The following is a 15,602-nucleotide window of genomic DNA, read 5'->3' as shown; positions in this document are numbered from 1 at the left end:
CTTCACTCGCCTATCACATAAATTATAACTAACCATAAACTGTAAAATCTCTTTTCTCCTATGAAAAGAGATTTTTTATGATTGAAAAAAAGTAAATCTTTTAATTAGAAATAGTTTGACCAGTATTTTCTGCCCCTCGAGTACTCATCTGAGTTCTGATCCAAGTAAAATCACCAAAGGTTCTTCCTGCACCTGTTAATTGAAGCGATGCTCCCGCAGGATCTAAAGTAGCATCACCTGTTTGCTGTATACCAATATTTGTAGAAGTCATTCCCGCAGCGATGTTTATTCCAAAAGTATTACTATTACTAGCTGTGACTACACCGCCATAACTAATAAACTGAACAACAGAACCATTCAAGCTCAATGCGATAGCTCCTATACCATTCTCAAAATTATTATTTTCAGGAATAGTTATTGTAATAAATCCATAACCATTGCCATTAGTATCTGCTAGTGAGGTATTAGAATTACTCCAATAACGATAAGCATTACCAGAACCATTGTAGAGAGCAACTTCATAAGTGCCTAAATTGGTATTGGCAATACCAGCTAATTCTACAAATTGGTTCGTATCAACACCATTATTATCATAATGAAACTCATTAATCCAAAGATCTAATAATTGAGTATCATTATCAACAATAGTAACCGTATGTGGATTAGTTGTTCCTATACTCGGTGTTCCTTGACCACCAGTTAGATTAGAAATAGTAAAAATGACATCTTCGGAAGTTTCTTCTACTGCGTCATCTGTTATCGTAAAAACATCTGTCGCTGTAAAAGACGTAACACCCGGTGGAATAGTAATAGTTACTCCAGTAGACTCATCAAGATCCGTATAACTTGAAGCTGAAATTAAAAACGTAAGTGACTGCGTAGAGGAAGGATCTTCTATATCAAACTGAAAATCAATACCACCTACTCCTTCAAATAGAGTTTGAGACGCATTGGTAAAATCAACGATACTATTAGAACAATAAATATCTCTCCAATTGCTTCCTGTCCATATTTGCAAACAACCTGTACTTTGTAAAAAAATAAGCAGTCCTGCGTCTGCAATTTCAGGGTTTATTGTATTACGTTCTACTTCACTTGGGATTCTAGGAGGCATAAAACCTTTAAAGTTAATACCATCAGTTGTTCCACTAATATGTAACATAGATGAGTTTGCAGGAGTATCTGTACCAACACCTACCTGAGAATTAACAACTATATGATTGAATACAAGAAAAGCTATAAATAAAAATCTAGTTAGCATAAGAGTTATTTTTAAAAATATAACGTCGCAAAGATACTATGAACCTCAACTAATCTAATATATTCTATTTTCTATTTACAAAAAACCCCTCCAAAACACACAAATCATCGTTAAAACGTATTGACTTTAATCGTTTAAACTGATTTTCAACAATTAACCCAAAAAGGAAAACCATACTAAAAAACAATCTCCTAAGATCTTTAAACAGCAAAATCAAAGAATTTTTATGCTTTTAACTTTTATAGAACAAAGCGGTAGTATTTTTAAAAAAAACTTACTCGTAATGAAAAAATATATTTCGATACTCATACTGCTGTCAACCATAGTCTCTTGCAAAGAAACTAATAATCAGCAACTCGTCGAAGCTACCACCACAAATAATTCAACGACCACAGAAAACAATGCACCACAAGTCGATAACGTTCCATTAATAGATGACCAGAAAGATTACACCATCACTCCTATCATTGAAAACCTCGATATTCCGTGGGGAATGACCTGGTTACCTAATGGTGACTTGCTTTATACAGAGAAAGAAGGACGACTTTACAAGTTCAATGGTTCAAAAAGCATAGAGATTAAAGGTGTACCAGAGGTTTACTTGCGTGGTCAAGGTGGATTACTAGACGTGACTGTTCATCCACAATTTGAAAAAAACAACTTCATTTACATCTCTTATGCTTCAAAAATGGGTGGTGGCGATGGAGGAAATACCACTATCGCTAGAGCTGTACTTAAAAACAATAAGTTAGAAGACCTAGAAGTCCTTTATAAAGCGATGCCCAACTCTAAAAAAGGGCAACACTTCGGTAGCAGATTTACATGGGATCGAGAAGGTCATTTATATTTCTCCATAGGTGATCGAGGTAACCGTGATGTGAATCCGCAAGATATTTATAGAGACTGTGGTAAAATTTACCGTATTAATGATGATGGCAGCATTCCTGACGATAATCCATTTGTAGAGATTACAAAAGGTATTGATACCATAGGAATTAAAACTGCTATTTACAGTTATGGAAATAGAAATCCGCAGGGAATGACGACTCATCCAGTAACTGGGAAGATTATAGCACATGAGCATGGACCACAAGGTGGTGATGAGATTAACATTATAGAATCTGGAAAGAACTATGGCTGGCCAGTCATAAGCTATGGTATTAATTATAGCGGCACGACATTTACTGACATTACAGAAAAAGAAGGCATGGAACAACCTATTTACTATTGGGTACCCAGCATTGCACCTAGTGGTTTTGCTATTATTAATAATCCAGCTTATAAAAAATGGAATGGTAACTTCTTAGTAGGATCATTAAAATTTCAATATCTTGAAATGCTTTATATGGACGGTAATCGAGTGACAAAAAGAGAAAAGGTTGCCGATAAAATAGGTCGCTTGCGCAATGTAAAAATAGGTCCTGATGGACTTATTTATATTGCTGTCGAAGGAAAAGGAATATTTAAAATAGAAAAAAAATAAAATGAAATATTTAATTACTCTAGTTGCTCTTATGGTGTTAACCAGTTGTGGCAATTCTAAAAACGAAACTAGGGCAGCCGCTCCTGTAGAAAAAAAGGAGATTAAAAAAACACCTCTAGAAGCAAGTGTCGCAAGAGGTAGAGAAATTTATAGAGAGAATTGTGTGACCTGTCATATGACTAGTGGAAAAGGTGTTCCAGGTGCTTTTCCTCCTCTTAATCCATCAAACTGGCTGACAGATAAACGAACGGAAAGTATCCATGCTGTAAAATACGGCCTTAAAGGACCTATTGAAGTCAATGGACAATCCTATGATAATATCATGCTATCACTAGGTCTAGAAAATGATGAAGTCGTTGACGTGATGAATTATACTATTCAAACTTGGAACAGTGGTGATATGGTGACACTAGAAGAAGTTGAAGCGGTAGAGAAATGACCTTAAAAAGAGAAATACTCACATTACAAGATTTAGAGGAATGGATAAATACCAATAATTACTCATTTCTTGGCTATAGTATTACTGACAATTTCATAAATGAAAGTTATGGAATGGAAAAGAATGGAGAACTTTTTCAGTGGTATTATACAGAGCGAGGAAAAAAAGAAACGTTGGCTTATTTTAGAACTGAAGTCGAAGCTGTTCGGTATGTTGTAAATTTAATTCTCAATGATGAATACAAAGAAAATTAATTAAAAAATCCCGATGCTCACGCATCGGGATTTTATATGTTTACTAGTTAATTTCTAGTTGTATACAGATTCTTTTCCGTGGTGTACACAAAGCATGTAATAGATACAAGCGCGATACTTTGCACGCTCACTCTTACCGTACTTTTCAATAACAGCCTCTACAGACTCCATTAAATTATCACCTGAAAGACCTAATTTTTTCTTCAAGTAGTTAGTCACCACACGTTCCATCTCGCTTTTTTCAGCACTTACAGTTTCAGCATCTTTGTTATAGATTGATGGCCCTAATCCTTTAGTTACTTTTCTCAATAACTCTTCATCTAGTTTACCACCTACTTTTTCTTTGTAAGCTTTGGTATACTTCTCTACTCTTTCATCAAATTTACTCATTGTATTTTACGTTTATTAGTTAAGACTTTAAATGTAAGAATTAATAAGATATGATGAAATTCTATTTGAGAAATTTAAAGTAGTCTAGAAGAACGGTATCATTTTCAAGTCTAGGTGTAAATATTTCTAGTAATTGAGGTTTTGAATTATCATTCAGGAATTTTTCATACGCTTTCGCGAAAGCGTCTTCTCCATCAACCCTATGATAATTAATATCATACATTTTACATAAATGACTAGCGTCTAACTGGTGAGTCGTTTCAAAATAAGTATCAAAGGTGTGATTATCTTTTTCACCAGGTAGAATTCGGAAAATTCCGCCACCACTATTATTGATAACAATTATTTTAAAATTTGCTGGAATGTAATTATTCCACAAAGCATTGCTATCGTACAAAAAGCTTAAATCACCTGTGATACATACAGTAGGTTTATCTTGAGCAACAGCAGCTCCTATGGCTGTGCTCGTAGAACCATCTATACCGCTAGTTCCTCGATTAGAAAATACGGTGTGCGTCGGGTTCATAGGGAAAAGCTGCGCATATCTGATTGTACTGCTGTTTCCCAATTGCAAAACGATATCATCAGGCAAACTATCAAATATCAAATTGAAGGCTCTAAAATCGCTCCATGGTATTGCAGCTAGGTAATCCGTTCTTTTGATTAGATAATTATTAAAAAACTGCAGCCAGTAATCCCTATAACTATCTGAAGTTTCATTTATAGATAATTGATCAACCCAATGTGTTGGAGCTGTTTTAATGTGTCCAGCTAACTTGAAAAAAGTATCATATGCACGACGATTACCGATGTGGTAATGATATTGTGTCTCAAACCTGCGCAGGTATTGTTTGATTTTTTTAGAAACGATCATTCCACCTATGGTAACGACCATATCAGGTTGCAAATGCGCAATAGCATCTTCATCATTTTCAATAGGCGCGATTAGGGTATCTATTCCCCATATAATTTTCTCATGTCTGATGTTAGAACTCACTTCACTTATTACCAACACTGTTGGATCACTGGTTATTAAGTTCAACTGATCTTGAGTAAATACATCAGGATTTAAAGTAGATAAAATGACCAACTTACGATTAGCTTTCTCCCATCTATCTATAAATAAGGATGGTATACTCGCATTAGTTTCAATAATAGGATCAACCACCTTAGGATCGACTTTAGGAACATTTACCGTATTGTAGAGCGGTTCTTCAAATGGTATATTGATATGTACAGGTCCATGATTTGTTATGGCGACATTAATTGCTTTATTGATTAGCCTTTCATTAGTCGCCATCGCTTCTTGATCATCTAGACTATTAATCATCTCTAGATGTGTATCATAAAGAATATGGTTAGCATAAACATGTTGCTGTCTGATCGTTTGTCCATCACCTATATCTATTTTATGTGGTGGACGATCTGCACTAAGGACTATTAATGGAATCTCACTATAAAAAGCCTCAGTAACAGCAGGATAGTAATTTAACAATGCACTACCACTAGTACAAACTACTGCTACAGGTTGCTTTAATTGCTGTGCGATACCCATTGCAAAGTGTGATGCACACCGTTCATCAACGATACTATAACACTTAAAATAAGAATCGTTTGTAAAACTTATGGTTAGAGGTGCATTTCTAGATCCTGGAGAAATAACGATATGTTGCACTGCTCTTTTTTTAAAAAGAAGTAGTACCTGTTGCGCGTGAAGTATGTCTGATAGCATTATAGCAAAGGTAAAGCAGGCATCAACAATCTTCAAATATGAAGTGCTAAATGAATTACAATTATTTCAAATATCATAAGTCACTTCAACTGTTTATACAGACCTTTTGACAATAGAAATGTCATTTTCAAAAAATTGCGCTTTGCTATTCAAAATAAAATCATCATCTTTAGTTCTCTTAAACTGACCAACCTATGAGAATATTCAAATTTGTAATCTTCTACACCTTTATAGGAATATATGAATCGGTACTATTTGTAAGCTCAACAGCTACAAAGGTTAAGAACTCATTTACAAGAACAATTTCTCAATCTAAAACACAAACATCTAGAACTACTGCCCCACAAAGAATGCGTGGTGCTTTACTTAAAACAGCATTTAGAAGTATTTTATAATAATCGATGCATTGTTTGCAACTTTGCCCTAGTCTCTTGGTATTCTAGCAAAGCATCACTTTTTGCTGTAACGCCACCACCTACATAAATAATAGCCTTTTTATCCACCAGTTGCATACATCTTAAATTAACAAAGTAATGGTGTGAAGCACCGTTTACAATCCCTAAATAGCCTGTATAATAACTTCTATCATAGTTTTCGTTATTAACAATAAACTCCATAGATTCATCTCTAGGTAATCCGCAAACTGCTGGTGTAGGATGCAAAGCACCTAACAGATGTTCTATCTGATTTGTACTAGATCGAGCTTGTATAAAAGTTCGTAAGTGTATTAGATGTCCAGCTTGAACCGTTTCTACTGGTGATTGTTTAATATCTATTGCACCAGATTCCTTAAATTGAGAGATGATAAAGTCTGTTACTAATTGTTGTTCTTCTTTTTCCTTATCGCCCCATACATGATTTAAACTACCATCATCAACTGCTGTACCTGCTAGTGACATGGTAGAAACTTGAAGCGGTATGGCATCAGTTCTCGATTGTGCTGAATACAAACCATCACTTTCAGCATTCATCAATAATTCTGGAGTTGCACCCATCCATTTACCTACCTGTGGATGATAGAAAAAATATCCATTTGCGGTTGGATAGGTATCTAACAATCTCTCAAAAATAGTAAGATCAGAATCCTCAATAGCAAACTCTTGTTTTCTGGAAAGTACTACTTTACTTAATTGCTTTTTTTCTAATCGCGTTATGGCCTTTTCAAAAAGCTCTAAGTAGGCTTTTTTACCATCTTCTGGAATTATCGACAGTTTAATTTCTGGTGGTGATGCAGAAACATCATACCTAAAGTTTAAGACCTTATCAGCATGAATATAAACCTGATTTTCATTGCTTTGAAATTTTGAAAAAACAGCATAAGCCACTTTGTCAGGTGTTGTTTTATGCCAGGTTTGATCATTTTGAGCAACTACTTTTACCTCAGTTGAACCTGCCATTTTAAGTGCCAAAAACGGAAGGTCTTGCTCAAGAAGGAAGTTTAAATATTGGAATAACTTTTGGCGCAAGCGGTATAATTTAAAAGGTTTAAGAGTCTTTTTTTAGAGCGATTGTGGTAAGCTTACAGATTGATATCAATCTATCTTCTTCATCCACTATTCTGATTTCCCAAAGCTGTGTCGTTCGACCTTTATGCAAGAATCGAGCTGTCGCAAATACATCACCATCCTTTTTTGATTTGGTGTGATTTGCACTTATCTCTAATCCTCGTATTGCAAATTCTTTTGTATTCAAAAAAATATAACTCGCCGCACTACCTACAGATTCTGCTAGAGCGACGCTAGCACCACCGTGTAACACTCCATCTGGTTGATGAACTCTCGATGTCACTGGCATGCGAGCTGTTAGAAAATCCTCACCTACATCAACAAACTCAATCTTAAGAGTTTCCATAAGTGTATTTTTACATATCTGATTGCAACTAGCAAGTATCTGTTCTTTGTCCATATCTTTACCAAAAATAAGGAACAGTCATCAAACTATGGTAAAAACAATCTCTTATCAACATACTAATTCATACGAGGTATTAAATCCTGTAACTGAAACTACAGAGAATATATGGATTTGTTTTCACGGCTTAGGATACCTCGCCAGGTTTTTTAAAAGATATTTTACTGGTTTAGACCCGTTGAAAAATGCAGTGATTGTTTTACAAGCGCCTTCAAAATACTATCTAGGTAAAAACTTTAAGCATGTAGGTTCTAGCTGGCTTACTAGAGTTGACACAGATCAAGAAATGCAAAACAACCTTAATTATGTAGATGCTGTTTTAAAAGAAGAAGGCTTACACCGCGATAAAAGAATGGTAATCATGGGTTACTCACAAGGTGTTTCAATTGCCACAAGGTTCTTATTACACTACAATTCACCAGTTAAAGCTTTAGTAATGCACAGTGGCTCTATACCTAACGAATTCAACGAATTAGATAGTGTAAAATTCAAATCGTTATCCACTAGAAACATTCATATATCTGGAACCAAAGATGAATATGTCACTGCTGATTTAATACAACGAGAAAATAAAAAAATCCAGATGCTTTTCGGCACGGAATGTGAATTACACAGACCAGATATAAAACATGAAGTTGACACTCAATTACTAGTCGACATCTCAAACACACTTTAAAAATGGAAATCATATTTGCTACTCATAATAAGAATAAGCTCAAAGAAGTTCAAATCATGATGCCAGAAAACATCAAACTATTAAGTCTTGATGATATAGGAATGCACGAAGATATTCCAGAGACCTCAACAACTATTTCTGGTAACGCAGCACAAAAAGTTCAATTTATCAGACAGCGTTATGACCTACCTGTTTTTGCTGATGATACAGGATTAGAAGTCTTTGCCCTTAATAATGAACCTGGCGTTTATAGTGCTAGATATGCTGGAGAGCATAAAAGTAGTGAAGACAACATGGAACTTTTACTCAAAAACCTAGAAGACAAACGAGATCGTAGTGCCCGATTTGTAACTGTATTTGCACTAGATATGGATCGATGTCAGACGCTTTTTGAAGGTGTTTGTGATGGTGTAATAACTAAGTCCTATCATGGCGATAAAGGTTTTGGGTACGACCCTATTTTTATGCCTAATGGTTATGAAAAAACCTTTGCTCAAATGAGTTTAGTCGAGAAAGGTGAAATAAGTCATCGTGGTATTGCGTTGAAAAAGCTAATTGCTTATTTAACTTAAGGTAGTTAATTAATTAATAAACCTCATTAAAACCCAACTCGTTACATTATTTTAGCTCACAGAATGAAAGCATTACAACAACTTACCCTACTATTAATTCTCTTGATTACAAGCATAGGTCTTGCACAGGAGAATACGACTAGCACTGAAACATCTAAAAGCACGTCTGTTTTTGGTAAAATACTCAATGCCAAAAATGATAGCATCATCAGCAATGTGAATATCGTTAACCTTAATCAAGTAAAAGGTACGATCTCTACAGAATCTGGAGCTTTTAAAATTCCAGCTCGTGTTAACGATACGCTATTCTTCTCATATATAGGCTTTGAGACCATCACAGTTAAAGTAACAGAAGACTGGCTCAAATTTGGAGATGTCACTATTTCTATGACCGAAAAAGGAATCGCATTAGAAGAAATCGATATTAAAGTGGTGGCGCTTACAGGATTTTTAGAGATCGATGCGCGCAAAGCTCCTATCTATAATAATAGACGCTACAGCATTAGCGGTTTACCTAAAGCTTATGAAGCTGGTAATGATGAACCAGGCGCTGTAACTAAGGTACTGGGCTCTATATTTAATCCAGCAGATTTCCTCTATAATGTATTTGGTAAGAAAGGTACTTCCATGCGCAAATTAAGGCAGATTAAAGAACAAGATGAGATACGTAACTTACTACAAAGTAAGTATGACCGAGAGACCTTAATGAACTTACTTCAAATGGATAAAGTAAGTATTGATGCTATCTTACGCAATTGCCAGTACTCTAAATCCTTTATTGATACCGCAAATGATCTTCAAATACTAGACGCTATAAGCGAGTGTTATGAAGAATACAAGGTTCTTAAACGCAATTAAATTAAACCAACACTAAACTATATTATCTTGAATTTTAAACACACCATACTAGCCATAAGCGCTGTTGCCCTTATCGCTTCTTGTTCTAGCAAGAAAAAATCCAACGAAGAAAAGGATAAAAAAGAAATGGTATCTACAAACGCATATGCAGATGTAGACGCTATGAAGTATGCTAATACAATTACTTTAGACGAACTTAGAGACCAACTATATTACTATGCTAGTGATGAAATGGAAGGTCGCTACACAGGATCTCCAGGACAGAAAAAAGCGGTAGAGTATCTTCAGTCCTTATATGAGAAAATGGGCGTCGCTGGTGGAAATCTGGACGGAAGCTATTTTCAAACGGTTCCTGGTAGTTACTTCAACAAACCAGACCTTACCTCAGAAAATGTTCTAGGATTCATTAAAGGAACTGAAAAGCCTGAAGAAGTACTGGTAATATCTGCTCACCTAGACCATATCGGTACTAAGAACGGTGTCGTATTTAATGGTGCAGATGATGATGGTAGTGGTACGATTGCACTTATCGAGATTGCCGAAGCTTTTAAGAAAGCCGCAGAAGATGGATACGGACCTAAACGCTCTATCCTATTCTTACACGTTACTGGTGAAGAGATCGGACTTTATGGTAGTAAGTACTATTCTGAGAATCCTGTATATGCTATGGAAAACACGATTGCAAATCTTAACATAGACATGATCGGTCGTATCGACCCTAAAAGAGAAGCAAAAACAGACTACATCTACTTAATAGGTAGTGATATGTTAAGTCAGGACTTACATGATCTTTCTGAAATGGCCAATGAAAAATACATGAAGTTAGATCTAGATTACACTTATAATGGTAAAGATGATCCTAACCGTTTTTACTATCGCTCTGACCACTATAATTTTGCAAAGAATGATGTACCAGTGATTTTCTATTTCAATGGTACACATGAGGATTATCACCGTGCAGGCGATACACCTGATAAAATTGAGTACGAGCTTTATCAAAAAAGAGCTCAACTCGTATTTGTAACTGCTTGGGAACTTGCAAACAGCCAAAGCAGACCTACTTTAAAATAGAGTTCTTACCTTAATAAAAAAAAGCAGCTTTCTAAATTAGAAAGCTGCTTTTTTTATGCAGTTATTTTTGATATATCGCTTTCGCGAAAGCGAACTAATTAAGCATCTACACCAGCAAACTCTTGTTGAATTGCAAGGCGTAATCTACGGTAGTAGTCCTCTTCTAACCAATCCTTATAGTTGTTTGTATTATTGATGATGCAATAAGAGTAACGACGGATTCTATCTTTAATATCTTCCTTAAGTAGTTTTGCAAGAATACGTGCATCAAAAACGTCTTCACTATTCTCCACACACCATTGTACGTGTTGTGCGATAGATTCATCCAATACCTCTTTGGACTTACGATTTTCTTTAGTGATACGTTTATAAGCACCTTTTACATCAAAAGTAAAATCAGTGGTGTTAGGAAACTCTGCTTTTACATCGACAGGCATTCTGTAAACAAAATTGCGTTCAATCTCTTCATCAGATACGATGTTCTCTACATAGAAATCTGGAGATCTGAATACTTGTTGCCAGTCCACAGGCTCATTCCATAAACCAAAACGAGCCACATTATTTCCTAGATCGACAATATGGAATTCTTTTTTATCTTTAAGGATACGAGAACCACGACCGATCATTTGATAATACAACGTCAGTGATTTTGTCGCTCTGTTAAGTATAATACACTCTACACTAGGCTCATCAAAACCTGTTGTTAAGATACTTACCGACGTAAGAACAGCATCTGGTTTATTTTTAAACCACTTAAGAATCTCTTTACGCTCTTCTTTAGTATTGGTATTATCTAAGTGTCTTACTTCTATTCCTGCTCTTTTAAAAGTCTCTTCTACCTCTATTGAAGTACGGATACCGTTGTTAAAGATTAAGGTCTTCTTCCCTTTACACACATCGTTATAGGATTGCAGCAGCTTATCTTGCATTGATGAGTCGATGTAAAGCTTCTCACTAGACTTAACAGTATAATCACCGTTCATACCTATGGTAAGTCCACTAAGTCCTACATCATAGGTGTGTGTAACAGCTTGTGCTAAGAATCCTTGATTTACAAGAGATGATATACTATCTCCTACGATAAGTTCTCTATAGTTATCCTTCATAGGTAACTTAAAGTTAGAACTTAAAGGTGTTGCTGTAACTCCTAAAATAAAACAGTGCTCAAAGTACTTGAATAATTTTCTGAAACTATTGTAGTGAGCTTCATCAATAATCACAAGACCGATATCCTCTAACTCAAGTTTATCATCTTGTAATCTATTGTTCAATGTCTCCACCATCGCCACAAAACATTCATACTCATTTTGATCATCGAGCTCTTTTACCTTAGAGTTGATCACTTTATTCTTCACATTAAAGCCATTAAGCATTTTAGAGGTTTGCTTACATAACTCGATACGGTGCGTGAGAATAACTACTTTTTTCTGCTTCTCTTTAAGATACTTTCTTACAATTTCTGAGAATATAACCGTTTTACCACCACCTGTAGGTAGTTGATATAGAAGGTTATAATCGTCTGATTTATTATCGATACGGTCAAAAATCTCTGCAAGATCACGTTTCTGGTAATCATACAACGACTTTACTTTAGTATCAGGATTAGTGGTCATCAATGGCTTTCTTTAGATTTTGAGATTTGCAAAAATAGCGCTTTTAAATACTTTATACAGCCCATTTTCCTAGGTTTAACTAATAATTTTTTCTTCCCATTATATTAACAATGAACACCGCCTAAAATCATTATTTTTGTAGACTTATTCAATTCACAGTGTCAGATACAGCTAAAAGACATAAAAGCAAATTTAAATTCAATAGAGCGCACCGCTATTATAAGCTTACTGGGTTCTATTCTTTTGTAGTAGAGAGCATTAAAAAATCAATGCCGCCAGTACTTGTTGTAGTAGGTATTCTTGCTGCCATTCACTTCTGGGTGATGGATATTCCTTCTATGCTAGAACTAGCCGTAGAGAAATTACCAGATTATGGGGTTTTAGCTTTTTTCTATCTATCAGAAACGATTCTAGGATTGATTCCGCCAGAGTTATTTATTGCCTGGGCAGGAAAAACTGCTACACCTATTTTAAACTTATCTTTAATCGCACTATTCTCCTATTTAGGCGGAATGACCGCTTATTTCTTAGGACGTCGTGCTCTTAAAATACCTAGCATACATTATTACCTTGAAGTAAGAATGGCAAAACAATTAGTAATGGCCAGAAAATGGGGTGGTATTCTTATCGCTGTAGGCGCTTTACTTCCACTGCCTTTTTCTATTTCTAGTCTTGTGGCAGGTATGTTGAAGTATGATTTTAAATGGTGGCTTATCATCGGTCTATTGCGTTTTGTACGCTTTGCTATTTATGGGGCTGCTATTTTTCAGGTAGTGTAATTTTTAATGTTTAGTAGTTAGACGATTCAGGTGTTACACACCTACTTTTCCATCATTTGCAGATGCTGAAATGAATTCAGCATGACAGGTTTTAAATGGTACATAAAAAAAACGCTTCAATTTCTTGAAGCGTTTTTTCTAATTCTAAGTATTTAAAACTACTTACTGCTTTTTAGCATCTATTTTTGCTTGTTCCATACCAGACTCGATCATATCAAAGAATTGATCTAGTTTAGGAAGGATGATGATTCTAGTTCTACGGTTCTTTGCTCTACCTTCTGCAGTGTCGTTACTAGCAATAGGCACATAGTAAGAACGTCCAGCTGCCGTCATTCTAGCAGGATCGATTTGTTCTTTCTCTTGTAAATAACGGGTAATCGATGCCGCACGCGCAGTACTTAAATCCCAGTTATCTTTAAACTTTCCTGATGCAATAGGTTGACTGTCTGTGTGACCTTCAATCATTACTTCCATGTTGGACTTATCTTTAAGTATCGTACCTACTTTACCTAACACATTATAAGCGTTACTGTTGATCTGATCACTACCGCTAGAGAATAATAGTTTATCACTAATAGAGATAAATACCACACCTTTCTCAACGTTTACATTAATATCTTCATCATTAACGTTACCTAGTGAGCTCTTAATACTTGTTACTAAAGCAATCGTTACACTATCCTTTTTAGTAAGCGCATCATTTAAAGAACGGATTTGTAAATCTTTCTCTTTGATACGTTCTAACGAAGTTTCTAAAATCTCTGCATCTTTTTTAGAAAGAGTCGCTAGATCACCTACATTATTTAGTAAGGACGCATTACTTTCTCTCAGGTTTTGGATTTCGCTCTGTAAAGCACTTAGTCTTGCTTGTGCAGCTTTCTCATCAGATAGGCAGGCGTTAAGTTTAACGGTTGCGGTATCTAAAAGTTCTTGAGTAGATTGCTGTTTAGCAAGTGCTGCTTCCAGGTCTTTTTTTGATGCACAAGAAAATAGTGTTCCTGCACACAAAATCGCTATGATTATTTTTTTCATTGTTATTGTTTAATTTGAATTCAAAAATAAGAAAATGACAATTCTTATGTTAATACTTAACAGACATTTATCAATTATTATTTTACAGATTGATAATTTGAACGGTTTTTAACAAAAAACTGATAAACTATAGAGAATACCTCAGGCTTAGTTGATGTTTTCTTAGCATATCGTTTTACTTCTTGTCTTTTTTGAAGCATGGTTCTTAATCCACCATAAAACGATGCGTGCGCTTTTAATATTGCCATAAAGTGCGCTGGTTTTGCTTTAAAGAGAAATTGCAAACCAGCAAGTCCATCCAGTACCATGCGCAAGAATAAGATTCCTAACCAGTTAGCACTATGATCGTTCTTTACAATATTATAAAGACTGTTTCTAAAATTGTAAAAAGTCTTACGTGGATTGAGTGCCGCTAGCGTTCCACCACCTAGATGGTATACGGTAGCATCTGTGGCGATTGCTATTTTATAACCAGCATGACGCAATCGCCAGCACAGGTCGATCTCTTCTTGATGGGCAAAATAAGCCTCATCCAGTGCGCCTACTTCTAGAAACGCTTTCTTCTTGACAAATAATGCGGCACCACTAGCCCAATCCAGATTTGTACTATCGTTATACTGTTGATGGTTCTCTTCTACCTGGTCAAAAATGCGACCTCTACAATAAGGATATGCGAGTCTATCCAGATAGCCACCTGCCGCACCTGCATATTCAAAATGGGTACGTCGTTTATCATCGAGCAGCAATGGTTGTGCTGCTGCTATGGTGACATCAGACCTAAAAAGTGTGGTGATAGGTGCTAGCCAGTTCTCAGTAACCTCTATATCATTATTTAATAAACATATGATTTCTTCATCGACAGATCGTAGGGCGACATTATAGCCACCAGCATAACCGCGATTTTCATCCATCTCTATAATCTTTACAGACGGATACTGCTCTTTTACCCATGATAGCGATGCGTCTGTTGAGGCATTATCTGCCACATAAACGGTATGCTCTTGACTATGTAAAACGACGCTGGGTAAATAGCGTTGCAATAGCGCTAGACCATTCCAGTTTAAGATAACGATTCCTATTTTCATGTATAATCTGGTAAATCTGGGATAAATTGATAACGTTGCGCCTCATAATCCATGGTGCAAAAGTAATGTTCCATTCCATTAGTGACCATTAAATACTCAGATTCTAGTGCGAGATTGTATCGCGCGATCTGGTCAAACACGGATTGATCTATTTTTATTTGCGGCGCTTTACACTCAATCACCGCATATATAGAACCATCTTTATTAAAAACGAGGATGTCATATCGCTTCTTTGTCCCTGCGACATTGAGCTGTTTTTCTACGTTAATAAGACTGTGTGGTATACGCTTTCGCGAAAGCAGCCAAAACACCACATGCTGCCTCACCCATTCCTCTGGTGTGAGATGGACAAATTTTTTACGTATCTGGTCAAAAATCAACCGACCTTTTTCAGTACTTTTAACCCTGAAATTTCCTGCCGGTAGTCGTAATGGCGTCATACCGCAATA

18 protein-coding genes are annotated in these 15,602 nt (G+C 35.8%); 9 read left to right on the top strand and 9 right to left on the bottom strand.

The genetic code is table 11. The features are described from left to right. Window positions 1-100 precede the first annotated feature (100 nt). Entirely contained in the window at window positions 101-1,261 is a 1,161-nt protein-coding gene (locus IL45_RS13520) for a hypothetical protein (RefSeq protein WP_036584857.1), read from the bottom strand. Between the two features lie 283 nt (window positions 1,262-1,544). On the opposite strand from IL45_RS13520, the gene IL45_RS13515 reads away from it, so the two are divergent. The 3 genes from IL45_RS13515 to IL45_RS13505 are packed head-to-tail and all read left to right on the top strand — an operon-like array spanning window position 1,545 to window position 3,437. Next, the gene (locus tag IL45_RS13515) at window positions 1,545-2,744 is read left to right on the top strand and encodes a PQQ-dependent sugar dehydrogenase (RefSeq protein WP_036585410.1); all 1,200 of its coding nucleotides are present in this window, start codon (window positions 1,545-1,547) and stop codon (window positions 2,742-2,744) included. A gap of 1 nt (window position 2,745) precedes the next feature. Next, the gene (locus IL45_RS13510; RefSeq protein WP_036584856.1) at window positions 2,746-3,183 is read left to right on the top strand and encodes a c-type cytochrome; all 438 of its coding nucleotides are present in this window, start codon (window positions 2,746-2,748) and stop codon (window positions 3,181-3,183) included. Next, window positions 3,180-3,437 carry a hypothetical protein gene (locus IL45_RS13505; RefSeq protein WP_051788740.1) on the top strand — a complete coding sequence of 86 codons (258 nt, stop codon included), beginning with the start codon at window positions 3,180-3,182 and terminating at the stop codon, window positions 3,435-3,437. Before IL45_RS13510 ends, IL45_RS13505 begins: the two co-directional genes overlap by 4 nt. A 54-nt stretch (window positions 3,438-3,491) precedes the next feature. On the opposite strand, the gene IL45_RS13500 is transcribed toward IL45_RS13505, so the two are convergent. Both IL45_RS13500 and menD read right to left on the bottom strand, forming a co-directional pair. Beyond that, window positions 3,492-3,827, bottom strand: coding sequence for a DUF2853 family protein (locus IL45_RS13500; RefSeq protein WP_006795449.1), 336 nt, complete (start codon window positions 3,825-3,827; stop codon window positions 3,492-3,494). Between the two features lie 61 nt (window positions 3,828-3,888). Then, a complete protein-coding gene (gene menD / locus IL45_RS13495; RefSeq protein ID WP_036584853.1) occupies window positions 3,889-5,559 on the bottom strand; it encodes a 2-succinyl-5-enolpyruvyl-6-hydroxy-3-cyclohexene-1-carboxylic-acid synthase in 1,671 nt (556 codons plus the stop codon). Window positions 5,560-5,753: 194 nt separating this feature from the next. Between menD and IL45_RS13490 the strand changes: the two genes are divergently transcribed. Next, window positions 5,754-5,954, top strand: a complete 201-nt coding sequence (locus tag IL45_RS13490) for a hypothetical protein (RefSeq protein WP_036584851.1) — start codon at window positions 5,754-5,756, stop codon at window positions 5,952-5,954. Here the strand turns inward: IL45_RS13490 and IL45_RS13485 are convergent. Both IL45_RS13485 and IL45_RS13480 read right to left on the bottom strand, forming a co-directional pair. After that, entirely contained in the window at window positions 5,949-6,968 is a 1,020-nt protein-coding gene (locus IL45_RS13485; RefSeq protein WP_160165405.1) for a chorismate-binding protein, read from the bottom strand. The two genes, IL45_RS13490 and IL45_RS13485, sit on opposite strands and share 6 nt — an antisense overlap. 76 nt (window positions 6,969-7,044) lie before the next feature. Continuing rightward, window positions 7,045-7,464, bottom strand: a complete 420-nt coding sequence (locus IL45_RS13480; protein ID WP_036584849.1) for a PaaI family thioesterase — start codon at window positions 7,462-7,464, stop codon at window positions 7,045-7,047. Between the two features lie 34 nt (window positions 7,465-7,498). Between IL45_RS13480 and IL45_RS13475 the strand changes: the two genes are divergently transcribed. The 4 genes from IL45_RS13475 to IL45_RS13460 all read left to right on the top strand — a co-directional run bounded on the left by IL45_RS13475 (window position 7,499) and on the right by IL45_RS13460 (window position 10,644). Continuing rightward, window positions 7,499-8,143: an alpha/beta hydrolase gene (locus IL45_RS13475; protein ID WP_036584847.1), complete on the top strand. Its 645-nt coding sequence runs from the start codon at window positions 7,499-7,501 to the stop codon at window positions 8,141-8,143. Between the two features lie 2 nt (window positions 8,144-8,145). Beyond that, a complete protein-coding gene (locus IL45_RS13470; RefSeq protein ID WP_036584845.1) occupies window positions 8,146-8,715 on the top strand; it encodes a non-canonical purine NTP diphosphatase in 570 nt (189 codons plus the stop codon). A 63-nt stretch (window positions 8,716-8,778) separates the two neighbouring features. Beyond that, window positions 8,779-9,573: a carboxypeptidase-like regulatory domain-containing protein gene (locus IL45_RS13465; protein WP_036584843.1), complete on the top strand. Its 795-nt coding sequence runs from the start codon at window positions 8,779-8,781 to the stop codon at window positions 9,571-9,573. Between the two features lie 27 nt (window positions 9,574-9,600). Further along, window positions 9,601-10,644, top strand: coding sequence for a M28 family metallopeptidase (locus IL45_RS13460; RefSeq protein ID WP_409365912.1), 1,044 nt, complete (start codon window positions 9,601-9,603; stop codon window positions 10,642-10,644). 98 nt (window positions 10,645-10,742) lie between these two features. Here IL45_RS13460 and IL45_RS13455 read toward each other — a convergent pair whose 3' ends face one another. Beyond that, complete coding sequence (locus tag IL45_RS13455; protein ID WP_036584841.1) at window positions 10,743-12,257, bottom strand: DEAD/DEAH box helicase; 1,515 nt, start codon at window positions 12,255-12,257, stop codon at window positions 10,743-10,745. A gap of 158 nt (window positions 12,258-12,415) precedes the next feature. On the opposite strand from IL45_RS13455, the gene IL45_RS13450 reads away from it, so the two are divergent. After that, on the top strand, window positions 12,416-13,036 hold the full coding sequence (locus tag IL45_RS13450) for a YqaA family protein (RefSeq protein WP_036584839.1): 621 nt from the start codon (window positions 12,416-12,418) through the stop codon (window positions 13,034-13,036). 162 nt (window positions 13,037-13,198) lie between these two features. On the opposite strand, the gene IL45_RS13445 is transcribed toward IL45_RS13450, so the two are convergent. The 3 genes from IL45_RS13445 to IL45_RS13435 all read right to left on the bottom strand — a co-directional run bounded on the left by IL45_RS13445 (window position 13,199) and on the right by IL45_RS13435 (window position 15,593). Next, entirely contained in the window at window positions 13,199-14,068 is an 870-nt protein-coding gene (locus tag IL45_RS13445) for an OmpA family protein (RefSeq protein ID WP_036584837.1), read from the bottom strand. A 77-nt stretch (window positions 14,069-14,145) separates the two neighbouring features. Then, complete coding sequence (locus tag IL45_RS13440; RefSeq protein WP_036584835.1) at window positions 14,146-15,153, bottom strand: glycosyltransferase family 2 protein; 1,008 nt, start codon at window positions 15,151-15,153, stop codon at window positions 14,146-14,148. Next, entirely contained in the window at window positions 15,150-15,593 is a 444-nt protein-coding gene (locus IL45_RS13435) for a type I restriction enzyme HsdR N-terminal domain-containing protein (RefSeq protein ID WP_036584833.1), read from the bottom strand. Before IL45_RS13435 ends, IL45_RS13440 begins: the two co-directional genes overlap by 4 nt. Window positions 15,594-15,602 lie beyond the last annotated feature (9 nt).

This window comes from Nonlabens ulvanivorans (assembly GCF_000732625.1).
In the GTDB taxonomy this organism is placed as follows: Bacteria; Bacteroidota; Bacteroidia; order Flavobacteriales; family Flavobacteriaceae; genus Nonlabens; species Nonlabens ulvanivorans.
This window is presented reverse-complemented; position numbering and strand designations above follow the sequence as displayed.